This is a genomic window from Pseudomonas sp. NFPP07, from assembly GCF_900115645.1.
GTDB classification, from domain to species: Bacteria; Pseudomonadota; Gammaproteobacteria; order Pseudomonadales; family Pseudomonadaceae; genus Aquipseudomonas; species Aquipseudomonas chlororaphis.
Genome location: NZ_FOXG01000001.1, coordinates 901,616 through 924,478, shown reverse-complemented (window position 1 = coordinate 924,478; position 22,863 = coordinate 901,616). Strand labels below are relative to the sequence as shown.

At 62.6% G+C, this 22,863-nt stretch carries 19 protein-coding genes and 1 riboswitch; of the genes, 12 read left to right on the top strand and 7 right to left on the bottom strand.

Annotated features, from left to right (window positions below; all coding sequences use genetic code 11):
• Nucleotides 1–54: 54 nt before the first annotated feature.
• Entirely contained in the window at nucleotides 55–2,196 is a 2,142-nt protein-coding gene (locus BM019_RS04335) for a methyl-accepting chemotaxis protein (protein ID WP_092417689.1), read from the bottom strand.
• A gap of 268 nt (nucleotides 2,197–2,464) precedes the next feature.
• Here BM019_RS04335 and BM019_RS04330 point away from each other — a divergent pair, with 268 nt between their 5' ends.
• Nucleotides 2,465–3,280, top strand: a complete 816-nt coding sequence (locus BM019_RS04330) for a M48 family metallopeptidase (RefSeq protein WP_007928401.1) — start codon at nucleotides 2,465–2,467, stop codon at nucleotides 3,278–3,280.
• Nucleotides 3,281–3,407: 127 nt separating this feature from the next.
• On the opposite strand, the gene BM019_RS04325 is transcribed toward BM019_RS04330, so the two are convergent.
• The 3 genes from BM019_RS04325 to BM019_RS04315 form a co-directional block, all read right to left on the bottom strand.
• Complete coding sequence (locus tag BM019_RS04325) at nucleotides 3,408–3,992, bottom strand: TMEM165/GDT1 family protein (RefSeq protein ID WP_009045541.1); 585 nt, start codon at nucleotides 3,990–3,992, stop codon at nucleotides 3,408–3,410.
• Nucleotides 3,993–4,081: 89 nt separating this feature from the next.
• Nucleotides 4,082–4,203, bottom strand: a riboswitch (yybP-ykoY riboswitch).
• Nucleotides 4,204–4,255: 52 nt separating this feature from the next.
• The gene (locus BM019_RS04320) at nucleotides 4,256–5,254 is read right to left on the bottom strand and encodes a class I SAM-dependent methyltransferase (RefSeq protein ID WP_053262582.1); all 999 of its coding nucleotides are present in this window, start codon (nucleotides 5,252–5,254) and stop codon (nucleotides 4,256–4,258) included.
• A gap of 33 nt (nucleotides 5,255–5,287) precedes the next feature.
• Nucleotides 5,288–6,253 carry a 2-hydroxyacid dehydrogenase gene (locus BM019_RS04315; RefSeq protein ID WP_092417688.1) on the bottom strand — a complete coding sequence of 322 codons (966 nt, stop codon included), beginning with the start codon at nucleotides 6,251–6,253 and terminating at the stop codon, nucleotides 5,288–5,290.
• Nucleotides 6,254–6,335: 82 nt separating this feature from the next.
• Here BM019_RS04315 and BM019_RS04310 point away from each other — a divergent pair, with 82 nt between their 5' ends.
• Both BM019_RS04310 and BM019_RS04305 read left to right on the top strand, forming a co-directional pair.
• The gene (locus BM019_RS04310) at nucleotides 6,336–6,965 is read left to right on the top strand and encodes a LysE family translocator (protein WP_007928409.1); all 630 of its coding nucleotides are present in this window, start codon (nucleotides 6,336–6,338) and stop codon (nucleotides 6,963–6,965) included.
• A 136-nt stretch (nucleotides 6,966–7,101) separates the two neighbouring features.
• Nucleotides 7,102–8,202 carry a hypothetical protein gene (locus BM019_RS04305; RefSeq protein ID WP_092417687.1) on the top strand — a complete coding sequence of 367 codons (1,101 nt, stop codon included), beginning with the start codon at nucleotides 7,102–7,104 and terminating at the stop codon, nucleotides 8,200–8,202.
• On the opposite strand, the gene BM019_RS04300 is transcribed toward BM019_RS04305, so the two are convergent.
• Nucleotides 8,195–8,968 (bottom strand): AraC family transcriptional regulator, encoded by a 774-nt coding sequence (locus tag BM019_RS04300; protein ID WP_092417686.1) that lies wholly within the window; start codon nucleotides 8,966–8,968, stop codon nucleotides 8,195–8,197. The genes BM019_RS04305 and BM019_RS04300 overlap by 8 nt on opposite strands.
• A gap of 86 nt (nucleotides 8,969–9,054) precedes the next feature.
• Here BM019_RS04300 and BM019_RS04295 point away from each other — a divergent pair, with 86 nt between their 5' ends.
• The 5 genes from BM019_RS04295 (at nucleotide 9,055) to BM019_RS04275 (ending at nucleotide 18,774) form a co-directional block, all read left to right on the top strand.
• Nucleotides 9,055–10,239 carry an MFS transporter gene (locus tag BM019_RS04295; RefSeq protein WP_009045536.1) on the top strand — a complete coding sequence of 395 codons (1,185 nt, stop codon included), beginning with the start codon at nucleotides 9,055–9,057 and terminating at the stop codon, nucleotides 10,237–10,239.
• Nucleotides 10,240–10,408: 169 nt separating this feature from the next.
• Nucleotides 10,409–12,091, top strand: a complete 1,683-nt coding sequence (locus tag BM019_RS04290) for a fatty acid--CoA ligase (protein WP_009045535.1) — start codon at nucleotides 10,409–10,411, stop codon at nucleotides 12,089–12,091.
• Nucleotides 12,092–12,428: 337 nt separating this feature from the next.
• Nucleotides 12,429–14,318 (top strand): DUF1302 domain-containing protein, encoded by a 1,890-nt coding sequence (locus BM019_RS04285; protein ID WP_009045534.1) that lies wholly within the window; start codon nucleotides 12,429–12,431, stop codon nucleotides 14,316–14,318.
• 28 nt (nucleotides 14,319–14,346) lie between these two features.
• Entirely contained in the window at nucleotides 14,347–15,711 is a 1,365-nt protein-coding gene (locus BM019_RS04280; RefSeq protein WP_007928419.1) for a DUF1329 domain-containing protein, read from the top strand.
• A gap of 327 nt (nucleotides 15,712–16,038) precedes the next feature.
• Nucleotides 16,039–18,774 (top strand): winged helix-turn-helix domain-containing protein, encoded by a 2,736-nt coding sequence (locus BM019_RS04275; RefSeq protein WP_085532354.1) that lies wholly within the window; start codon nucleotides 16,039–16,041, stop codon nucleotides 18,772–18,774.
• Between the two features lie 8 nt (nucleotides 18,775–18,782).
• On the opposite strand, the gene BM019_RS04270 is transcribed toward BM019_RS04275, so the two are convergent.
• Nucleotides 18,783–20,123 carry a sensor histidine kinase gene (locus BM019_RS04270; protein WP_092417685.1) on the bottom strand — a complete coding sequence of 447 codons (1,341 nt, stop codon included), beginning with the start codon at nucleotides 20,121–20,123 and terminating at the stop codon, nucleotides 18,783–18,785.
• Nucleotides 20,108–20,791 carry a response regulator transcription factor gene (locus BM019_RS04265; RefSeq protein ID WP_009045531.1) on the bottom strand — a complete coding sequence of 228 codons (684 nt, stop codon included), beginning with the start codon at nucleotides 20,789–20,791 and terminating at the stop codon, nucleotides 20,108–20,110. The genes BM019_RS04270 and BM019_RS04265 overlap by 16 nt, the downstream gene beginning before the upstream one ends.
• Before the next feature lie 134 nt (nucleotides 20,792–20,925).
• Here BM019_RS04265 and BM019_RS04260 point away from each other — a divergent pair, with 134 nt between their 5' ends.
• From BM019_RS04260 to BM019_RS04245, 4 genes are all read left to right on the top strand, one after another.
• Nucleotides 20,926–21,111, top strand: a complete 186-nt coding sequence (locus tag BM019_RS04260; protein ID WP_037004992.1) for a hypothetical protein — start codon at nucleotides 20,926–20,928, stop codon at nucleotides 21,109–21,111.
• The gene (locus tag BM019_RS04255) at nucleotides 21,101–21,346 is read left to right on the top strand and encodes a hypothetical protein (RefSeq protein ID WP_037004990.1); all 246 of its coding nucleotides are present in this window, start codon (nucleotides 21,101–21,103) and stop codon (nucleotides 21,344–21,346) included. Before BM019_RS04260 ends, BM019_RS04255 begins: the two co-directional genes overlap by 11 nt.
• Nucleotides 21,347–21,494: 148 nt before the next feature.
• Entirely contained in the window at nucleotides 21,495–21,995 is a 501-nt protein-coding gene (locus BM019_RS04250; protein ID WP_009045529.1) for a methylated-DNA--[protein]-cysteine S-methyltransferase, read from the top strand.
• 118 nt (nucleotides 21,996–22,113) lie between these two features.
• Nucleotides 22,114–22,758, top strand: coding sequence for an MBL fold metallo-hydrolase (locus BM019_RS04245; protein WP_009045528.1), 645 nt, complete (start codon nucleotides 22,114–22,116; stop codon nucleotides 22,756–22,758).
• Nucleotides 22,759–22,863: the final 105 nt, after the last annotated feature.

The window sequence follows — 22,863 nt, the reverse complement described above, 5'->3', positions numbered from 1 at the left end:
GCCGCAATCCCTGTAGCCGCTACCGAAGGCTGCGCAAGGTCCACAGGACCTTTTTTACACCTTGAACTGATTGATCAGGCGCCGCTGCTGCTCGGCCAGCTTGGTCAGGCCGGCGCTGGCCGCGCTGGACTCGTCGGCGCCGCCCGCCACTTCGTTGGCCACCTGGCCGATATTGATCACGTTGCGGTTGATGTCCTCGGCGACCGCACTTTGCTCTTCGGCGGCGCTGGCGATCTGGGTGTTCATGTCATTGATCACCGACACCGCCTGAGTGATGGTTTCCAGGGCTTCGGCCGCTTTCGCCGCGTGCTGCACGCTTTCGTCGGTGCGGTTCTGGCTGTCCTCCATGACCCGCACCACATCGCGGGTGCCTTGCTGCAGTTGCTGGATCATCGACTGGATTTCTTCGGTCGCCTGCTGGGTCTTCTGCGCCAGGTTGCGCACTTCGTCGGCCACCACGGCAAAGCCGCGGCCCTGTTCGCCGGCGCGGGCGGCTTCGATGGCGGCGTTGAGGGCCAGCAGGTTGGTCTGCTCGGCGATACCGCGAATGGCGATCAGGATTGCGTTGATGTTCTCGCTGTCCTTGGCCAGGGTCTGCACGACGCCCACCGCCCGGCCGATTTCCACGGCCAGGGCGCCGATGGCGGTCGAGGTGTCGCGCACGATCCGCATGCCCTGGCTGGCGGCCTGGTCGGCATGGTTGGCGGCTTGCGCGGCCTGGGTCGCGTTGCGGGCCACGTCCTGGGCGGTGGCGGTCATTTCATGCACGGCGGTGGCCACCTGGTCGATCTCGGCCATCTGCTTGTGCACGCCCTGGTTGGTGCGAATGGCGATATCGGCGGTGTGTTCGGAGGAGTCGCTGACGCTCTGCACCGAGGTCACCACCTGGCTGATCATTGCCTGCAGCTTGGCCAGGAAGGTATTGAAGCCCTTGGCGATCGAGCCCAGTTCGTCGGCGCGGTCGCTGCTCAGGCGGCGGGTCAGGTCGCCTTCGCCCTGGGCGATATCGTCGAGCATGGCCACCATTTGCTTGAGCGGACGGGCGATGCCGTGGCCCACCAGCCAGATCACCAGCAGGCCGAGGCCGGCGATGACCAGGCCGACCATGGCCATGCCGAAGGTGTCGGCCTTGCGTTGTTCGGCCAGGTCGCTCTGCAGTTTCTGCAGGTCGGCCATGACAGCGTCCAGCGGCAGTTGCAGCATCAGGGTCCAGCGGGCGTCGGTCTGGCCAATGCCGAACGGCAGGTACAGCTCGATCCGTCCGTTGGCTTGATCGACGTTGTAGTTCACTTCGCCGCGCTTGAGGTTGCCCAGCTTGGCGACTTCCTCGCTGTCGAGAATGTCGCTGACTTTTTCGCCGAACTTGCTCGGGTCCTTGGTGTAGGCCACCAGCCGGCCATTGCCACCGATCAGGGCCATTTCGCCCACGCCGTTATAGAGTTGCCGGTTGGCGCCCAGGAGCATGTCCTGGATGAAGTTCACCGACAGGTCGGCGCCGACTATGCCCTGGAAGGCCCCGTCGAGCAGGATGGGTTCAATAAAGGAGGCGAGCATGACGATCTTGTCGCCGACCTTGTACGGCGCCGGGTCGATCACGCAGGATTTCCTGCTTTCCTTGGAGCACAGGTAGTACTCGCTGGCACGCACGCCGGTGGACAGGACTTTCTGGTCGTCCACGTCCACCAGTTTGTCCAGGCCCAGGCTGCCGTCTTCGTTGCGGAACCACCACGGCAGGAAGCGTCCGTTGCTGGCATCGATACCCACCACCTTGGTGTCGACATAGGCGCTGTCGTTATGGTCGATGGCGTTCTTTTCCCAGCCTATATAGGCACCGAGAATCTTCGGGTTCTGCGCGACGTTTTCCTTGATCAGGTTGATCAGCTGCTCGCGGCTGAGATTGAGCTGTGGATTGCCGTCCGCGCCCTTGCTGCCGATCAGCGCGTTGACCCGCACCAGCCCGCCGGCGATCAGCAGGGGCGCCTCGAGTTCACGCTGGATCTGGCTGACCTGGGTCTGCGCCAGGCCGACCAGTCGCTGCTCGATGACTTGCTCGAACTGAGCCTGGGTTTGCTGCTGGACCATCTCCTGGGTCCGGGCGCCGGCGAACAGGGCGTACAGCACCAGGGCAACGACCACACTGAGGACGATGGCACCGGCCAGGGCGGCCACGGAAAACTGGATCGACTTGAATTTCATAAGGGCTCCGGACGCAGGAATGACGTCTGCCCCGTTGTATCGGCAAGGCCCTCGCCGACCATGAGCGAGGATCGGAAAAATGACCGTTTTGTAGGCTGGCATGTCGCAAATGGGCAGCTGCCGGCCGTTGTCGGGCGCGGAGGGGAAGGCTCTGTGAATTTTTTCCTACGGCGCGGTATCTGAAAACAGCGTGCTACACGTCCGTTGTATCTGGCGTCGATACACAACTGAGCCTAGGATACGCGCCATGTTTTCAGGGAGCGTTTTCATGAGTAAGAAGCAGGTTTTGGGTGCACTCACCGCTGCGTTGCTGCTGTCGGGTTGCCAGTCGGTCAACACCACCAGCGGTGGCGCTGTCGGCGTCGATCGCAAGCAGTACATGTTCAGCATGCTGTCGACCGATGAGGTCAACCAGTCCTACGCGCAGTCCTATCAACAGACGATCGGCGAGGCGAGCAGCAAGAACGTGCTGGACAAGTCCAGTGCCAATGCCAGGCGCCTCCAGGCGATCGCTAACCGGCTGATTGCCCAGGCCCCGGTGTTCCGCCCGGATTCCGCGCAGTGGAATTGGGAAGTCAACCTGATCAAGAACGATGAGCTCAACGCCAACTGCGGCCCTGGCGGCAAGATCATTTTCTACACTGGGATCATCGACAAGTTGCAGCTGACCGACGATGAAATCGCCGCGGTCATGGGGCATGAAATCGCTCACGCCTTGCGCGAGCACGGTCGTGAAGCGATGTCCAAGGCCTACGGTGTCAGCGCGCTGAAGCAGATCGCCCTGATCGCCGGCGCGCCTCAGGAAGCGGTCGCCGTGGGCGACAACGGGGTCAACCTGTTGATGACCCTGCCCAACAGTCGCGGCAATGAAAACGAAGCCGACCTGATCGGCCTGGAACTGGCGGCCCGCGCCGGCTACAACCCGAACGCGGCCATTACCCTGTGGAACAAGATGAGCAAGGCTTCGGAAGGTGCGCCACCTGAATTCCTCAGTACTCACCCGGCGTCCGGCAGTCGTATTTCCTCGTTGGAAGCGGCGATTCCGAAGGTGATGCCGTTGTACCAGCAGGCCAAGAGGCCCTGATCGCCTGGCGTCGTTGTTGACGACAGGGTCGTGAACAAGCCGGCCCCCTGCAAAAGAAAGCCCCGACTGGTTCGGGGCTTTTTTGTGTTCGCAGGTTTGCCTGGAGGCGTGCCTGCTGAGGGTGCGCTTACAACCAGCCGCTGCTCTGCATGGCCTTGTACACCGCGACAATGGCCAGGATGAAGAACGCCGAAGCCGCGAGGCGACGGATCAGGGTCAGGGGCAGTTTCTCCGCCGCGAAGTTGCCGGCCAGTACCACCGGGACGTTGGCGATCAGCATGCCGGCGGTGGTGCCGATGATGACCAGCCACAGTTCCGGGTATTGCGCCGCGAGCATGACGGTGGCGATCTGGGTCTTGTCGCCGATTTCAGCGAGGAAGAACGCGATCAGCGTGGTCAGGAAGGGGCCGAACTTGCGGGCGGTGCTGGCTTCGTCGTCGTCCATCTTGTCCGGCACCAGGGTCCAGAGCGCGGTCGCGGTAAAGCTCGCGGCGAGTATCCAGTGCAAGGTCGCGTCCGAGAAGAAGCTGCCGAACCAGGCGCCTACCGCACCGGCTGCCGCATGGTTGGCCAGGGTCGCGGCGACGATGCCGGCGATGATCGGCCAGGGTTTGCGAAAGCGCGCGGCGAGAATGAGGGCAAGCAGTTGCGTCTTGTCGCCGATTTCGGCCAAGGCAACGATCGCGGTGGGAACCAGTAGAGAATCCAGCATCAGGGCATTCCTAAGGGGCGGGTCGACACGGCTATGACACGTACAGCCTTCCCGCCCCGGGTAAGGTGTGCGTGTCATAGGTCTTGTCAAACCCTGCGGTCCGTCTGTGCGGACTCTTGGGTCGCATGCGCCATGATCTGAGGATCAAGTATGTTGACGCATGCCGGGCGAGCGTGGCGCTCGCGGGAGACTACTCCCCTAGGACGGAGCGGATTCTGCCTAGGCAAAATCCATTCGGCAAGCGTTCTTTTGCAAAAAGGTTTTCAGCCGCGCTTGGCGCTGTAGATGCGAAAACCCTGGCCTTCGGCCTTGATCGAACAAGGGCCGAGATGCTCTTCGATCAGCGGTTGATAACGCAGGAAACTGTTGGCCACCAGTCGAAGTTCGCCACCCGTTTTCAGATGTTTGGCTGCTTTTCGCAGCAGGTTCTCTGTTGCCTGGTAGTCCGTGTGGACCCCGACATGGAACGGCGGATTGGTCAGGATGGTGTTCAAGCCCATGGGCGCGGCATCGATGCCGTCACCGGTCAGGACCTCGGCTTCCAGGCCATTGGCGGCCAGGGTCAGGCGACTGCTGGCAGCGGCGAATGCATCGACATCCAGCAGGGTCACATTGTTATGCGGGTAGCGCCGTTTGATCGCCGCACCCAGAACGCCGGCGCCGCAACCGAAATCCAGCAGGTGGCCGCTGGGCAGTTTGTCCAGGTGTTCCAGCAACAGGGCGCTGCCGCGATCCAGGCGACCATGGCTGAACACCCCCGGCAGGCTGACCACTTTCAGCGGCCCTTCGGCCAACGGCAGTTCATATTCCTGGGCCAGGCTTTCCAGGCTGACGGCTTGTGGCGCGTTATCTACCGTCACTTGCCACAGCTGGCAGTGCCGCGCGCTGTCGAGCTTGCGCGGTTTGCCGAAGGGGTTGAGCTGCTTGGCCGCGCGTTCGATGCCGCTGCGTTTTTCCCCGACCAGATACAGCTCGCGCCCGGCCAGGCGCGAGGCGAGGGCGTTGAGCAGGTAGTCGGTCAGTTCCTTGGACTTGGGCAGGAACAGCACGGCGTTGGCAAAGGCTTGCTCGGGGGCCGTCACGCCGAAGTGGCTGCGCCCGGCGAAACGCGCATCCAGGGCGGCCTGATCGCCGGCGTGCCAGCACCAGCCATGGGCGCCCGGCAGGCGGCCGAGCAGGTCATCGGCGGGCAGGCCGGCCAGCAGCAGCGAGCCTTGAAACAAGTCAGCCTGACGAAGCAGTACTTCACTGCGCGGATCCATAATCTGCTCCTGGGAAAAAAGTGGCGCAGTTTATCAATTGACGACCCGCAGCGCTGTACCGCTGAAAAACGCCTGGGCGTTTTCCGTCAGCTGGCCGACGATGCGCTGCCGGGCTTCGCGGCTGCCCCAGGCGTTGTGTGGGGTCACGATCAGCCGCGGGATGTCATGGGCCAGCAGCGGGTTGCCAGCGGTCGGTGGCTCGACGCTCAACACGTCGGTGGCCGCGCCGCCCAGGTGACCGCGGCGCAGGGCGTCGGCCAGGGCCTGCTCGTCGATCAGGCCGCCACGGGCGGTGTTGACCACAAAGGCCTGGGGCTTGAGCAGGGCCAGCTCCCGGGCGCCGATAAAGTGCCGGGTGTGTTCGTTGAGTGGGCAGTGCAAGGTCAGCGCATCGACTTGCGGCAGCAGTTCATCCAGCGGTAAACGATCAGGACGGGCCGGACGACCGGGAATCTGCCCCAGCAGCACGCGCATGCCGAAGGCCTCGGCCAGGCGGGCGACGGCGCCCCCCAGCTCGCCATGGCCCAGCAGGCCCAGGGTCTTGCCTTGCAGTTCGACGATCGGGAAGTCCAGCAGGCAGAACTGCCGGGCCTGCTGCCAGCGACCGTCGCTGACCGCCTGGCGGTAATCGCCGAGGCGGGTGGCGAGGTTAAGCAGCAGCATGAGGGTGTGCTGGGCCACCGATGACGTGCCGTAGCCCTGGCAGTTGGCGACGGTGATGCCCTGGGCGCGGGCGGCGGCCAGATCGACATTGTTGGTGCCGGTGGCCGCCACCAGGATCAGTTTCAGTTCGGGGCAGGCGGCCAGGGTTTCGGCATTGAGCAACACTTTGTTGCTGATCGCCACCTGGGCTCCCCGCAGGCGCTCGACCACCTGTTCGGGGCGGGTCCGGTCATGCAGTTGCAGTTCGTCGAAGCTGTGGCGCAGCGCGCTGAGGTCGAGGTCGCCGAGGTCCAGGGAGCTGTGGTCGAGGAAGACGGCGCGGCGATTGTTAGTCATCAACTGTACCTTTTGCACGAGGGTCTGAAGGCGTAATCTGCCGAGCCTAACAGATGAAATAATTAGAAACACAGGAGTGTCCATGTACCTCGCCGAGTTCTTGACCGTCGCCCTTATTCACCTGCTCGCAGTGGCCAGCCCGGGCCCGGATTTCGCCGTCGTGGTGCGCGAAAGCGTGACCCACGGGCGCCGCGCCGGCACCTGGACCGCCTTGGGCGTCGGCACCGCGATCTTCCTGCACGTGGGGTATTCGCTGCTGGGCATCGGCCTGATCGTGTCGCAGTCGATCGTGCTGTTCAACGCGCTGAAATGGGCTGCCGCCGCTTACCTGCTGTACATCGGCTACAAGGCCCTGCGCGCGCAGCCGGCCAAGCCCGCTACCGAGAACCTGCACCTGGAAGCTGGCGAGCGCACCGCGCGCGGCGCCTTCACTTCCGGCTTCGTGACCAACGGCCTGAACCCGAAAGCGACGCTGTTTTTCCTGTCACTGTTCACCGTGGTCATCAATCCGCACACGCCCCTGGCCATCCAGGCCGGTTATGGCGTGTACCTGGCGGTGGCGACGGCTACCTGGTTCTGCCTGGTGGCGCTGCTGTTCAGCCAGCAGAAAGTCCGCGCCGGTTTTGCCCGCATGGGCCACTGGTTCGACCGCACCATGGGCGCGGTGCTGATCGCCATCGGGGTGAAGCTGGCCTTTACCGAGATGCATTGAGGCGGTCTTTCTCGTCCAGGTTGATCGGATATTTCTGATCCTTAATTGGGATTAATCGTACAATCGTCCGCTTTTATGCCACTCCGGCAGGTCGAGCCCGTTGACCGTCCGGAGAGCGCGCGAGACCGGACGCTTGATGACGATACAAAAAGTACCGCAGCAGTTGCTCTATCTGGTTTATGGCGGCAAAGAGGTTTATCGCCATGAAGCGAAATTCAGCATTCTGACGGCCCTCGACCAGAGCAAGAGTGCCGAACCGCTGGTGATTCGGGTCATGACCGACCGCCCCGAGGATTACCGCGGCTGGCCGGTGCAAGTGGTGCCGTTGAGTGAGCAAACGCTGGTCGAGTGGCAGGGTGACCAGGGCTACTACCACCGGCGCAAGGCCTGTGCCTTTGCCGCGGGCCTCGCGCTGGCGGACAAGACCCTGTTTGTCGATACCGACACCTTGTTCGAGGCCGACCCGCAGCGGCTGTTCGATCGCATCGCCCCCGGCCAGTACCTGATCGATGAAGACGAGTTTCTCTGGTCCGAGGTCCGTACCCGCCCCGAGTTCGTCAAACTCGACCGCTACCTGCAGGCCAGCGGTCAGTCGGTAGCCGACGACCAGCGTCTGTTCAACAGCGGGGTTTGTGGCCTGACGGCCGGCGATGGTCCGCTGATGCAAGCCTCGATTGCCTTGATTGACGAATGGAGCGCCCACATCAAGGACCTGCACACCCTGGAACAGATCGCCTTGTCATTTGCCTTGCGCGGTCAATCCGTGGGCGAGAGCAAGAGTTGCATCTATCACTACTTCTCCGACAAGGACTTCTTCCACGCCATGCAAGCGCTGTTCTTCCAGCGCCATGGCGAAGCCTTCCGGCCGGAGTTGCTGCGCCTGCAGCGCGAGGTCCCACGGCGTAAACCCTTGCCGTCGCTGTTTCAGCGCTCGCGGATCAAGTTCTACTTGAGGCGGCAGAACAAGGACATGCAAAAAGTCGGACGCGACCTGCTGTATGGCAGCTGCGGTCCGATCTCGCCTTATGTCGAGGCTTGCCGCCATGTCTGGTGGGATCAGGGGCTGCGCCAGATCCAGCGCCGTGGCATGAGCCAGCAGGCGCCGATTCGCGCGCTGGCGCGTGGCGAATGGCCGGCCGGGTTGCCCAGGCCGCGTAACCGCGATGTGGAAAAACGCCTGCGCCACTACCTGCAACAGCATTTGCAGCCGCACGGGCCTGCACACGGGGCTAAGTGATGGGGCCTAGCGCCTTGAGCTGATTCAGGGCGCCGAGGTATTCCCGCGGAGGGTGGCCGAGCAAGCGGCAGAACATCGCGCTGAAGGCCCGGGCGCTGCCATAACCCAAGGCCGTCGCCACTTGCTGCAGGCTCTCGCCGGCGATCAAGCGTGGCAGGGCTTCCATCAGGCGCAGTTGCTGGCGCCAGGCATTGAAGCTCATGTGCAATTCCTGCTGAAACATCCGCGCCAGCGTTCGTGAACTGGCGCCGACCTGCTGCGCCCAGTCTTCCAGGGTATTGGCATGATCCGGCATCTGCAGCAGCGCCTGGCAAATGGCTTGCAGGCGCCGGTCGCGGGGCATGGGAATATGCAGCGGCAGGTTCTCCAGGCGGGCGACTTCTTCCAGCATCAGTTGCTGGATCAGTGGGTTTTCCGCGTGTTCGCGACCCTGCACGGCCCGCAGGATCAGTTCGCGCAGCAGCGGCGTGACCGCCAGCACGCAACATTGCTGCAACGAGGGCGGCGACAGCTCGGGGGCGATGAACAGCGAACGCATGTGCACATCGCCGGCCATGAAGATTTCATGTTCCACCAGGGGCGGAATCCACACCGCGCGGGTCGGTGGCAAGACCCATGCGCCCTGGGCCGTTACCACGCGCATGGTCCCGCGCACCGCGTACAGCAGTTGCGCCTCGCGATGCCGGTGCAACTCCTGGTGGGCGCCGTCGAGATAATCGCGTGGATAGGCGCTGACCGGGCCGTGCTGAAAGTGGCTGATTAACATGTCTGATCTGATGACTTTATTGTCAGGAGTGCGTTTTATAGCCAACCTAGCATAACGGCATACCTACAACGAAACAGTGTGCCGTCATGAATCAGTCTCGAAACGTAATCCGCTACATCAACGCCGCCCACGTGATCGATCACATGTTCATGCTGATCTTCCCCGCCGCCGTGCTCGGGATGACCCGGGCCTTCGACCTGGACTATGCCGCGCTGATCGGTCTTTCCCTGGGCGGCTTCATTGCCTTCGGTGCCTGTTCGCTACCGGCCGGCTGGCTGGGCGACCACTGGAGCCGGCGGCAGATGATGCTGCTGTTCTTCTTCGGTATCGGCGCCTCGGCGATTTTCACCGGCCTGAGCAGCAGCCCGACGATGCTGGTGGTCGGCCTGACGCTGATGGGGGTGTTTGCCGCGATCTACCACCCGGTGGGCACGGCGATGCTGGTGGCCTATGCGCAGAACCGCGGGCGGGAGATCGGCATCAACGGCATGTGGGGCAATCTCGGCGTGGCCTTTTCGGCATTGATCACCGGGCTGCTGGTGGCGCATTTCGGCTGGCGTTCGGCGTTCATCCTGCCGGGCGTGGTGGCGATTGCCCTGGGCCTGGGGTTTGCCTGGCAGGTGCGTGAAGAAGCCATCCCGGCACGGCCTCATGTGCGGCTCAAGGGCGCGGATGGCCAGCGTATTTCCATGGCCATGGTGTTTGGCGTCCTGGCCCTGGCAACCGCGACCGGTGGGGTGGTGTTCAACGCCACCACCATGACCTACCCGAAGCTGTTCCAGGAGCGCCTGCAGGACCTGTTCGCTTCGCCGCAGACCCTGGGCCTGGTGGTCAGTCTGGCGTATGCCTTCGGCGCTGTGGCGCAACTGAGCATTGGTCGGGTGCTGCATCGCTTCAGTCTGAAATGGCCCTTTATCTTCTTGACCCTGTGCCAGGCGCCGCTGCTGTTCGGCCTGGCCGAGGTCGAGGGCTGGTCGGTCATCGTCCTGGGAGCGGCCTTTATGTTCGTGGTGTTCGGGCAGGTCACGGTGAACGATGCGATGGTCGCCAACTTCGTTGCCCCGCAGTGGCAGTCCCGGGTGTTTGCCTTGCGCTATTGCCTGTCGTTTGGCGCGAGCGCCACGGCGATTCCGTTGATTGCCTTTGTCGAACCGCGCCAGGGGCTGGCCGGGCTGTATCTGATCCTGAGCGGTTTCGCTGCGCTGACCTTCGCCGCCGCGTTGATCTTCCCGCGTACCCCGGCGGAGGCCGCGGCGGGGCAGGCCGCTTGAGGGGGCACAGGAGTGTCTTCGCGTGAATCCCCGGTCGCGCGAATGCTGGCTTGGAGCTAGCATTCGTACGGCTCTGCAAATCATTCCTTTGGCTGATTTGGCAGAGCCAGCGGCGCTCTAGAGTGAGCGTTCTTCAGCCACGACCGTGCAGTCACGAAAAGGGATGCTTATGTTGCAGACTCGCGTTATTCCGCCAGCCGAAGGCGCCTACCAATACCCGCTATTGATCAAGCGGCTGCTGATGTCCGGCACCCGTTACGAGAAGACCCGTGAAATCGTCTACCGGGACAAACTGCGTTACAGCTACCCAACCCTGATCGAGCGCGTGGCCAGGCTGGCGAACGTGTTGACGGCTGCCGGGGTCAAGGCCGGGGATACCGTGGCGGTGATGGACTGGGACAGCCATCGCTATCTGGAGTGCATGTTCGCGATCCCGATGATCGGCGCGGTGATCCATACCATCAACGTGCGCCTGTCGCCGGAACAGATCCTGTACACCATGAATCACGCCGAGGACCGCTTCGTGCTGGTCAACAGCGAGTTTGTCGGGCTCTACCAGGCGATCGCCGGGCAACTGAGCACGGTGGAGAAAACCCTGCTGCTGACCGACGGCCCGGACCAGAGCGCCGACCTGCCCAACCTGGTGGGCGAATACGAGCAGCTTCTGGCGGCTGCCAGCACCCAGTACGCCTTCGAGGATTTCGACGAAAACTCGGTGGCCACCACCTTCTACACCACAGGCACCACCGGCAATCCGAAGGGCGTGTACTTCACCCACCGCCAGCTGGTACTGCACACCATGGGCGTGGCGGTGATCATGGGCAGCATCGACAGCGTGCGCCTGCTGGGCACCAGCGATGTGTACATGCCCATTACCCCGATGTTCCATGTGCATGCCTGGGGCCTGCCTTATGTGGCGACCATGCTCGGCCTCAAGCAGGTCTATCCCGGCCGTTACGACCCGGAACTGCTGGTGGAGCTGTGGCGCAAGGAAAAGGTCACCTTCTCCCATTGCGTGCCGACCATCCTGCAGATGCTGCTCAATGCCAAGGCGGCCCAGGGCACGGATTTCGGCGGCTGGAAGATCGTCATTGGCGGCAGCGCGCTCAACCGTGCGCTGTACGAGGCCTCCAAGGCCAAGGGCATTCAGCTGACGGCGGCCTATGGCATGTCGGAAACCGGGCCGCTGGTGTCCTGTGCCCACCTCAACGAAGAACTGCTGGCGGGTACCGAGGATGAGCGCACTACCTACCGGATCAAGGCCGGCGTGCCCGGACCTCTGGTGGAGGCGGCGATTGTCGATGGCGACGGCAACTTCCTGCCGGCCGATGGCGAGACCCAGGGTGAGCTGGTGCTGCGTGCGCCCTGGTTGACCGAAGGCTATTTCAACGAGCCGCAGAAGGGCGCGGAGCTGTGGGAAGGCGGCTGGCTGCACACCGGCGACGTGGCGACTCTCGACGGCATGGGCGTGATCGATATTCGCGACCGGATCAAGGATGTGATCAAGACCGGAGGCGAGTGGGTATCGTCCCTGGCCCTGGAAGACCTGATCAGCCGCCACCCGGCGGTACGCGAAGTAGCAGTGGTGGGGATCCCCGATCCGCAATGGGGCGAGCGTCCGTTTGCCTTGCTGGTGGTCCGTGAAGGGCATGCGATCGAGGCCAAGGAGCTCAAGGAGCATCTCAAGCCGTTTGTCGAGCAGGGGCACTTGAGCAAGTGGGCGATTCCCAGTCAGATCGCCCTTGTTACTGAAATTCCCAAGACCAGTGTCGGCAAGCTCGACAAGAAGCGCATCCGCCTCGACATCACCGAATGGCAGGCCAACAACAGCACCTTTCTTTCGACGCTATAAACACCCTCTACCGTGCCCGAAAGGGCACGGTAGAGCCCACCAAGCAAGCGCTTGCCTTGTCAAATCCGAATTTTCAGCCATCCTTGCCGTGCCGGCATTTGCCGGACTGGCGAAAGGACCGTTCCAGAGTGGTTGGAGGCTGCAAATCACACTTTAGAGGGATCAAGCCGTACCACCCGCTGGCTATAGTCCGCCCAAGGATTTTTAAGAACGGGGCAACCGCACAACATGGGGCGATGCAACTTTGAACGACTTCGGGGCTGACTGGGTTCCGCCCGTTCAGAGCGTTTTTAAAAGTGCTCACTGCCATAACAATAAAGCACATGGAGTAGCGTCGATGACATCAGTAAACCAGTTCTGGCGCCGGGCGAAACTGCCTCTGGCCGTCAGTCTCGCCTCTACGCTCGCCGGACCTGCCTTCGGCGTCAGTTTCAACATCGGTGAAATCGAAGGTCAGTTCGACTCTTCTCTATCGCTGGGTGCGAGCTGGTCTACCCAGAGCCCCAACAAGAATCTGATTGGTGTCAACAACGGCGGTCATGGCCTGTCCCAGACCTCCGACGATGGCCACGCTAACTTCAAAAGCGGCGAAACCTTTTCCAAGATCTTCAAGGGTATCCACGACCTTGAATTGAAATACGGCGATACCGGCGTCTTCGTCCGTGGCAAATACTGGTATGACTTCGAGCTCAAGGACGAAAGCCGCGAGTTCAAGGACATCAGCGACAGCAACCGCAAGGAAGGCGCCAAGTCTTCCGGCGGGCAGATCCTCGACGCCTTCATCTACCACAACTACTCGATCGCCGAGCAGCCGGGTTCCGTGCGCCTGGGCAAGCAAGTCGTGAGCTGGGGTGAAAGTACCTTCATCGGCGGCGGCATCAACTCGATCAACCCGATCGACGTATCGGCTTTCCGCCGTCCTGGCGCGGAGGTCAAGGAAGGCCTGATCCCGGTCAACATGTTCTACGTCTCCCAGAGCCTGACCGACAACCTCTCGGCCGAAGCCTTCTATCAGCTGGAATGGGACCAGACCGTCGTCGACAACTGCGGCACCTTCTTCTCCCAGCCGGACATCATCGCCGACGGTTGCACCGACAATCTGCGGGTGCTGAACAAGCGCTCGACCATTCCGTCGATTGCCCTGGGGCCACTGGCCGCCGCGGGCGTCGACGTCAATCAGGAAGGCGTGCTGGTGCGTCGTGGACCGGACCGCGATGCACGGGACAGCGGGCAGTGGGGCGTGTCCTTCAAGTACATGTACGAGCCGCTCGACACCGAGTTCGGCGCGTACTTCATGAACTACCACAGCCGTGCGCCGATCTTCAGCGCCACCGGTGCTCCGCAGTCGGTCTTCGACCGTGTCGCGGCCTTGCCTCCAGCGTTCCGCGCCCTGGGCCCACTGGTGGTGGCGGGCAGCTCCGAGTACTTCGTCGAGTACCCTGAGGACATCCGTCTCTACGGCCTGAGCTTCTCCACCACCTTGCCTACCGGTACCGCATGGAGCGGTGAGATCAGCTATCGCCCGAACGCTCCGGTGCAGCTGAACTCCACCGATATCCTGTTCGCCGGTGTTCGCCCCCTGGGCGGCACCCTGGCCAATGCCTCGCTGCTCGACGGCTCCCCGGGTCAGGACCTGCACGGCTATCGCCGTAAAGAAATCACCCAGCTCCAGACCACCTTCACCCACTTCTTCGATCAGGTCATGGGCGCCAGCCGTCTGACCCTGGTTGGTGAAGTCGGCCTGACCTACGTGGGCGGCCTGGAAAGCACCTCCAAGGTTCGTTATGGCCGCGATCCGGTCTATGGCCCGGGCGAACTGCCTGCCACCGGTAGCCTGGACACCTGCTCGCAGATCCTCAATACCAGCACCATCAACGGCGCGGGTCCAGGAACGGCGACCAACAATCGCAGCCGCAACTGCAACGACGACGGCTTCACCACCTCGACTTCCTGGGGTTATCGCGGTCGTGCCATCTGGGAATACAACGACGTGTTCGCCGGTGTGAACCTCAAGCCGAACGTGGCCTGGTCCCATGACGTCAGCGGTTACTCGCCTGGCCCTGGCGGCAACTTCGAGGAAGGTCGCAAGGCCATCAGCCTGGGCGTGGATGCCGAGTACCAGAACACCTACACCGCGAGCCTGGCGTACACCAACTTCTTCGACGGCAAGTACACCACCGTGGATGACCGTGACTTCGTGGCCCTCAGTTTCGGCGTGAACTTCTAAGCACTGCATTTTCAGGAAGAACAAGAATATGAAAGTAACCAAGAGTCTGTTGCAGGTCGGTGTCCTCGGGCTGTCGCTGCTGGCGACCGGGGTCATGGCCGCGGTCTCGGCCGATGAAGCGGCCAAGCTGGGTACCTCCCTGACGCCGATGGGCGCGGAAATGGCCGGTAACTCAGCCGGCACCATTCCGGCCTGGAAAGCCTTGCCGACCAACGCCGGCAGTGTGGATGGCAAGGGCTTCCTGTCCAACCCGTACGCCAGCGAGCAGCCGCAGTTCACCATCACCGCGCAGAACGTCGAGCAGTACAAGGACAAGCTGGCGCCAGGGCAGTACGCGATGTTCAAGCGCTACCCGGAAACCTACAAGATGCCGGTCTATCCTTCCCACCGCGGCGCCACGGTGCCAGCCGATGTGTTCGCCGCGATCAAGGAAAACGCCACCAAGACCAACCTGGTCAGCGGCGGCAACGGCCTGGAAAACTTCAAGACCGCCATTCCGTTCCCGATTCCGAAAAGCGGCGTGGAAGTTATCTGGAACCACATCACCCGCTATCGCGGCGGCAGCGTGACCCGTCTGGTGACCCAGGCGACGCCACAGGCCAACGGCTCGTTCAGCCTGGTGTACTTCCAGGACCAGTTCGTGTTCCGCGACAAGATGAAGGACTACGATCCGGCGAACCCGGGCAACATCCTGTTCTACTTCAAGCAGAAAGTGACCGCGCCGGCGCGTCTGGCCGGTGGTGTGCTGCTGGTGCACGAAACCCTCGACCAGGTGAAGGAGCCGCGTTCGGCGTGGGTCTACAACGCTGGCCAGCGTCGTGTGCGTCGCGCCCCGCAAGTGTCGTATGACGGTCCGGGTACCGCCGCCGACGGCCTGCGTACCTCCGACAACCTCGACATGTACAACGGCGCGCCGGACCGCTACGACTGGAAGCTGGAAGGCAAGAAGGAGATGTACATCGCCTCCAACAGCTACAAGCTCGACTCGCCGCAGCTGAAGTACGCCGAGATCATCAAGGCCGGCCACATCAACCAGGACCTGGCTCGCTACGAGCTGCGCCGTGTCTGGCACGTGGTCGCGACCCTGAAGGAAGGTCAGCGCCATATCTACGCCAAGCGTGACTTCTACATCGATGAAGACACCTGGCAGGCCGCGGTGATCGACCACTACGACGGTCGTGGCCAGCTGTGGCGCGTGGCCGAGGCGCATGCCGAGAACTACTACGACAAGCAAGTGCCGTGGTATGCCCTGGAAACCCTCTACGACCTGCAGTCCGGCCGTTACCTGGCACTGGGCATGAAGAACGAAGAGAAGTCGGCCTACGACTTCGGCTTCACCGCCACCACCAGCGACTTCACTCCGGCGGCCCTGCGCCAGGATGGCGTTCGTTAACCCGCGGTAAATCGAGGCGCATCCTCGATCGACGCCCCGACTGGTTCGGGGCGTTTTTTATTGTCTGCGTTTTTCTACAAGGCGCGGGGTGGCCTCTGTAGGAGCGAGCTTGCTCGCGAAAAAAACTCCAGACAATGCCATCTCCCGGTAAAACCGCGCTGCCCTATCGCGAGCAAGCTCGCTCCTACAGGTATGCGGGGAGTGCTGACAAACCTGGTTGTATTCTTTTTCTATCCATCTGTAGCAAAAATCTTCAACAGGGGGCTTTTTACCGCTAGTCTGCCGACATCTGTATTGCCGACAACAGCACTTCAATAAGAGTTGGCCATGACTGATCTGTCCCGTATCCAGGGGCCTGCCGGTGCGGCCATTCCCGCGCCGGAAGGGCGCTTCTACCGACCTCCCTTGCCCGACGGCTACGTACTGCGGCCGCGTCTGTGCGAGCGCCTGAGCGCGGGCCTCAATGGCCGGCTGCTGTTGGTCAGCGCACCGGCCGGTTTTGGCAAGAGTTCACTGGCGGTGGAGTTCTGCCAAAGCCTGCCGCCGCACTGGCGCAGCCTGTGGCTGGGGCTCAGTCGCCGGGACAGCGATCCGGGACGTTTTCTCGAGCGCCTGCTCGAGGGGCTGCAACAATATTTCGCCCAACTGGGCAACCAATCCCTCGGGCTGCTGAAGATGCGCCAGCGCCACCAGCCCTTCGCCTTCGAAGAGTGGCTGGACGGGCTGCTCGATGAGTTGGCGGCCCATCTTTCCAGTGCTTCTCCCTTATTGCTGGTACTGGACGATTACCACCTGGCCCAGGGGCCGGTGCTCGATCGCTGTCTGCAGTTCTTCCTCAATCATTTGCCCGACGGCTTGCTGGTGCTGGTAACCAGCCGCCAGCGCCCGGACTGGCACCTGGCGCGTCTGCGCCTGTCACGGCAGTTGCTGGAACTGCATGAGCAGGACCTGCGCCTGACCTACGACGAATCCCTGACCCTGCTCGACCGGCACAGCAGTTCGCTGCGCGGCGAGGCACTGGAAAGCCTGATCCTGCGCAGCGAAGGCTGGGTGGCGGGGCTGCGCTTCTGGCTGTTGGCGGCCTCGGAGGCGGGCAGTGGCGCGACCTTGCCGCAGTCGCTGAATGGCGGCGAAGGCCTGATTCGCGATTATCTGCTGGAAGAGGTCATCGATTGCCTGCCTGCCGAAGTGCAGTCGTTCCTCTACGACACGGCGCCCCAGGAACGTTTCTGCAGCGACCTGTGCGATGCATTGCGCGAGTCCCACGACAGTGCCGAGATCCTGCGTTACCTGTTGGCCCACCAGGTATTCCTGGTGCCGCTGGACGAGCAGGGGCACTGGTACCGTTATCACCACCTGTTCTCCGACCTGCTGCGCACCCGGCCCACCGCCAACGCGATATTGCCGCCGGCCAGCCTGCACCTGCGGGCCTGTCGCTGGTTCAACGCCCAGGGGCTGCTGGACGAAGCGGTGGAGCAGGCGTTGCGCGCCGGGCACCTGGACGTGGCGGCGAATCTGGTACAGAACCTGTCCGAGGAACAACTGCTGGCCGAGCAGAACGTCGGCATGCTGCTGCGCTGGAAAATGGACTTGCCCGACAGCCTGCTGATCAGCACCCCGCGGCTGATCGTGCTGTACAGCTGGGCGCTGGGGCTGGCGTGCCAGCTGGACGCTGCCGAGGAGCTGGCCAGCCATTTGAGCCGCTTCCTGCCGGCCCCCTCGGCCACCGCGCAGAAATCCATGCTGGCGCAATGGCTGGCCTTGAGCGGGATCGTCGCCCGCGGACGGGGGAATCGCGAGCTGACCCTGCTGTATTGCACCGAAGCCCTGGAAACCTTGCCGCAGAAGCGTTACGGGCAGCGGCTGGTGTGCCTGTCGACCCTGTCCAACCTGGCGATCGCCGATGGCGACCTGTGGCGTGCCCGGGGGCTCAACCGCGAGTCCCTGGAACTGGCGCAGCGGGTCGGCAACCCTTTGTTCGAGGCCCTGGCCCATTACGACCGGGCCCGGGTGCTGCAAGCCCGCGGCGAGATCCTGCGGGCGCTGGATGAAGTCCGCCAGGGCTTGCAGCGCTTGTATGGCCTGTCCGCGCAACGCCTGTACGCGGTACGGGCGCGGCTGACTCTGTACGAAGGTTACCTGCTGGCGTTGCGCTGCCAGCCCGAGACCGGACTGGCGCGCCTGCGGGCGGGGCTGATCGAGGCGCGGGCCTGTCGCGATATCAGCGTGCTGATCGGCCATTGCGTGATCGCCAACCTGGAGGGTCACAACGGTGAATTTGCCAAGGCCTTTGCCGAACTGGCCGAAGCCGAACGCCTGATGCACATCTGGGACGTACCGCCGATCTACTACCTGGCGATGATCACCCTGGTCAAATGCGAACTCTGGCTGGCCCAGGGCCGCACGGACCTGGCGCAAGCCTGGCTGGCTCGCCTGGGGCAGACCTACACCGGCGACCAGGCCGCCGCGGCACCGGAATTTCATCCACAACTGCCGCTGCATATCGAGTTGCAGCAAGCCTTGCTCGACAGCATCCAGGGCGAGCCGGCCCTGGCCGAGCAGCGCCTGGACAAACTGCTGGAGCATGGCCGGCAGACCGGGCGGCAAATGCTCAATGTGATGGCGTTGAACCAGAAGGTCGCGCTGTTGCTGGCCCAGGGGCGCGACCCCGAGGCCCGGCAGGCCTTTGCCCAGGCGCTGGAGGCTGCCGTGGGCGGGGCATTGCAACCGTTCGAATGGGCGGTGCGGGCGCATCCGGCCTGGGTTCGCGAGCAACTTCAGCAGGGGGCGGCGACACCATTGCGCCAGACCTTGCTCGAACGCCTGCCGGTCGCCGTGGCACGTGATTCCCTGGAGCAGCATCACGGCGAAGCCCTCAGTTCCCGCGAGTTGGCGGTGCTGCAACTGATCGCCCAGGGCTGTTCCAACCAGGAAATCAGCGATCAGTTGTTTATCTCGCTGCATACCGTGAAGACCCATGCCAGCCATATCAACAGCAAGCTGGGGGTGGAGCGTCGCACCCAGGCCGTGGCCCGGGCCCAGGAGTTGGGATTACTGGGCTGATTGAGCGGTCAGCTGATCTTGCGGGTATCGTCCTCGGCTCGCTCCTGGGGCGAAGCAGGGGGCTCTGCGGTGTTGAAGTCCAGGGTCACGGTGAAGCGCTGTTGTTCGGTGAGGACCTGGATGTGCCAGCCCAGCCTGGCGCACAGCTGGCGCATCAGCTCCAGGCCCAGGCCGTAGCCGAAGTCGCTGGATTCTTCCGTCTGGCTGGTATCACGGATACGGTTGACGATGCGCAGTTGCAGCTGTTCGAAGGTGATTTCGATGCTGCCTTCCTCAGCATATTGCAGGGCATTGCGCAGAAAGTTACCAACCACGATTCGGCAGGCGGTCAGGGGCAGGCGACAAGGCTCGTTGCTGATGTCGAGGATCAGCTCGATATCCCGCTTGCCGATCAGGTAGCGATGCTCCTGGATCAATTCGTTGAACAATTCGGCCATGTCGATGGCTTCTTCCGGCAAGGGTTCAACGCGCTCGCGGCTCATCCACAGTAGCGTCTCGGCAATGCGCTGCATGTTCAGCACCGAGCGTTCGATACGTTGCAGAGGCAGGGGCAGCGAACCGCCGGCCTGCAGGGTCAGCAGTTCCAGGTTGGCCTTGAGCACCGCCAGCGGCGTGCGTAACTCATGGCTGGTGTAGCGCAGCAGGCGCCCTTCGCGCTGGCTGGCGGCCTGCACCTGCTGCACGCTCTGGGCCAGGGAGTCGGCCAGGACATTGAACTCCTTGAAACGGAAATTCGGGCGCTGGCTGGACACCTCCTCCGGATCTTTCAGGGTGGTGGACCACTGGGCCAGCCGGCCGAGGGGGCGCACCAGCCACCAGACCAGCAGGGCGATGATGATCAGTGCCGGGATGAATACCGCCAGACTGATGACATTAATGCTGTTCAGTTCGTGATCGAGATAGGCATCGGACAACGGGGTCTCGACCTCGCCACCTTCTTCATGGTCGTGGTCGACATCGAACATGTAGAGGATTTTGCCGTCACCCAGGGGCTGGGCCAGGATCGCTTTGACTTCATCCTGTCCATCGGCGTCCAGTTCACCGAACACCTGCACGGCACCGAAGGACAGGGTTGGCGGCGTATCCAGTAACTGGCGAATTTTCGGCGGCAGCGCTTCCTTGCCGATAACGCTGCTGAAGAAGTAGTTCTGCGGCGGGGCAAGGCTTGGGTCTTTCTTGTAGTGCCTGACGAAATACAGGGCTTCTTCTTCCATCATGGCGCTGGCGGTATAGAGCAGGCCTCGGATGCTATAGCTCGATAGCAGCTGGCTGTAGATCAGCAGCACCACGGCGATCAACAGCAGGAAACTGCCGCTGATCACCCATTTCAGACTCAGCCCTTTACGCATGGGGTCCTCAGCTGCACACCGACGCCAGAAATAGTGTGGATCAGCGCTTGGCTGAAATCCTTGTCCACCGCCTTGCGCAAGCGGTGCATGTGCACCTTGAGGGTATTGCTGTCCGGCGGCTCGTCGCCCCAGACCGTCGCCTCGAGACGTTCGCGCCCCACCGGCTCGGGACTGGCACGCATCAGGCACTCCAGCAGGGTCCAGCAGGTGGGCGACAGGTGCAGTTCCTGTCCGGCGCGGCTGACCTTGCGGGTGGACAGATCCATGGTCAGGTCGGCCACCTGCAGGCGGCTGGCCTGGCCGCTGCGCCGCAGGCTCAGGGCGCGGATCCTGGCCACCAGTTCGGCCAGCTCGAAGGGCTTGACCAGGTAATCGTCGGCGCCCATGGCAAAGCTGGCGAGCTTGTCCGGCAGGGCATCCAGCGAGGTGAGCATCAGGATCGGTGTCTGTTTGCCCTGTTCGCGCAGCTGTTTGCACAGCTGTTGGCCATCCAGGCGCGGCAGCATGATGTCCAGCAGGATCACATCATAGTGTTGGCTCAGCGCCAGGTTCAGGCCGGTCTGGCCATTACTGGCGTGATCGCAGACGATCCCGGTGATTTCCAGGTATTCGATGACGGTGTTGGCCAGGTCGAGGTTGTCCTCGACCAGCAGCAGGTGGATATGCACGGGAATGTCCCCTTGGACCTGTGTCGCTCAGTGGCCCAGAGGATAACGGAGCCGGCGCGTTTTTTACCGATGTTTACCTGGCGTTAACCTGTCGGACTCTAGGGTGGCGGCTTTTATACCAAGAGAACGCCACCATGAACCTGTCTCCTGTCGCCAAAGGCATTCTGCTGGTCTTGATTGTCATCGGCCTGATGGCCTGTGCCTTGTCGCCCGGCACGTCTGTGGCGCGCCTGGGCGGGGGTGGGCCGCTGTCAGGGTTCTTGACCGGGAATGGGGGCGGGCTGGCAGCAGGATCGGGCTCTATTGCCTATGCCTTCTGAAAAGACCTGCGCGGATTACACCGACCAGTTGGTGCTGTGCCTGTTGCTGATTCTTTGCGTGGCGCTTGCGCTGGGCACCTATATCGTCCGGCTCAATGCGCGTATCGATCAACAGCGTGAGCTGTCGCCGGTGCATCTGCTGGAGTGCGGCAACGGGCGCGGGGCTTTTATCGTCGATCCCCATGGCCGGCGCAGCAGCAGTGACAATTGTTATCTGATCGAAGAGGATGAGTAGCCGATGTAGCGGCCCCAGGAAAATCCGGCACTGAGTTCAAGCGCAAGAAACGTAGTTCTTGCGCTTGAATGTCGATCTACAGTGCAGGCGTACCGAGATGAAGGCCAGGTCCGGGCCTGATCTCCCTGGAAGATAAAGGAGGCTTGCCATGTCCTGCGTATTCAAATTGATCAACTCGCCCGTCGGTCAACTGACCCTGGTTGCCAGAGGCACGAAGCTCGCCGCGATTCTCTGGGAGAACGAACGCGAAAACCGGGTGCGTCTCGGCCCGTTGCAGCCTGCCGACGATCATCCGGTCTTGCTGGAAACCGAGCGCCAGCTCAAGGAGTACTTTGCCGGCAGCCGCGATCGCTTCGAACTGGAACTGGACTTTGTCGGCACCGAGTTCCAGCGCAAGGTCTGGCAGGCGCTGCTGACCATTCCTTTCGGTGAAACCCGCAGCTACAGCCAGATTGCCGCGCAGGTGGGCAGTCCCAAGGCCGTGCGCGCAGTCGGTGCGGCCAATGGCCGGAACCCGATCTCGATCATCGCGCCTTGCCACCGGGTGATCGGCGCCTCGGGCAGCCTCACCGGTTTTGCCGGCGGCCTGCAGGCCAAGCAGTTTCTGCTGGCGTTGGAAGGCGAGGAAACCCTGCAGTTGGCGTTCTGACTGTGAATGATTGCCGCCCCGGGGGCGCGGGCGGCAGTTGTCGTTGTCTGCATTACGCGGCAAAGCAGTGGCTGCAAGCTGTGCGAGAATGGCCTATCGATTTCTTCAGGAACATCCCATGGAAGCCGCCAAGCCTGCTCTTATTCGCGAAACCTTCCCCGTCGGTCCCTTGCAGTGCAACTGCACGATCATTGGCGACCCTGTTACAAAAAAGGCCATCGTCGTCGACCCGGGCGGCAATCCCGACCTGATCATGGCGCGGCTCGACGCGCTGGGGCTGAAGGTGGTGAGCATCATTCATACCCATGCCCACCTGGATCACTTCCTGGCCTCCGGACAGATGAAGGAGAAAACCGGCGCAACCCTGCACCTGCACAAGGAGGATCAGTTCCTCTGGGACAACCTGGAAATGCAGTGCAGCATGTTCGGCGTGCCTTACACGCCGGTGCCGGCGCCGGATCGCTGGCTGGCGGACGACGAAGAGCTGGCCTGCGGTTGCGGCGTGGCCCTGCATACGCCGGGACATACCCCAGGTTCCATGAGCTTCTGGTTCGCAGAGGCTAAGCTGCTGATTGCCGGCGACACGTTGTTCAAGCGCGGGGTAGGGCGCACGGATCTGTGGGGGGGCGACCAGGCCACCATCGTGCGTTCGATCAAGCAGCGTCTGTACACCCTCGACGAAGACGCGACTGTGGTGGCCGGGCATGGTCCGGACACCCGCCTGGGCGATGAAATGCGTGAAAATCCCTTTGTCAGGGCCTGACCTTTGCTGTCAAAAGTTTCACGGAATTTTTGTCATTGGCCGTGTTCAAACGCCTGCAAAGGTCTGTTGCCAACGTCCGCTGCATCACAGAATGAAAAAAGTAGG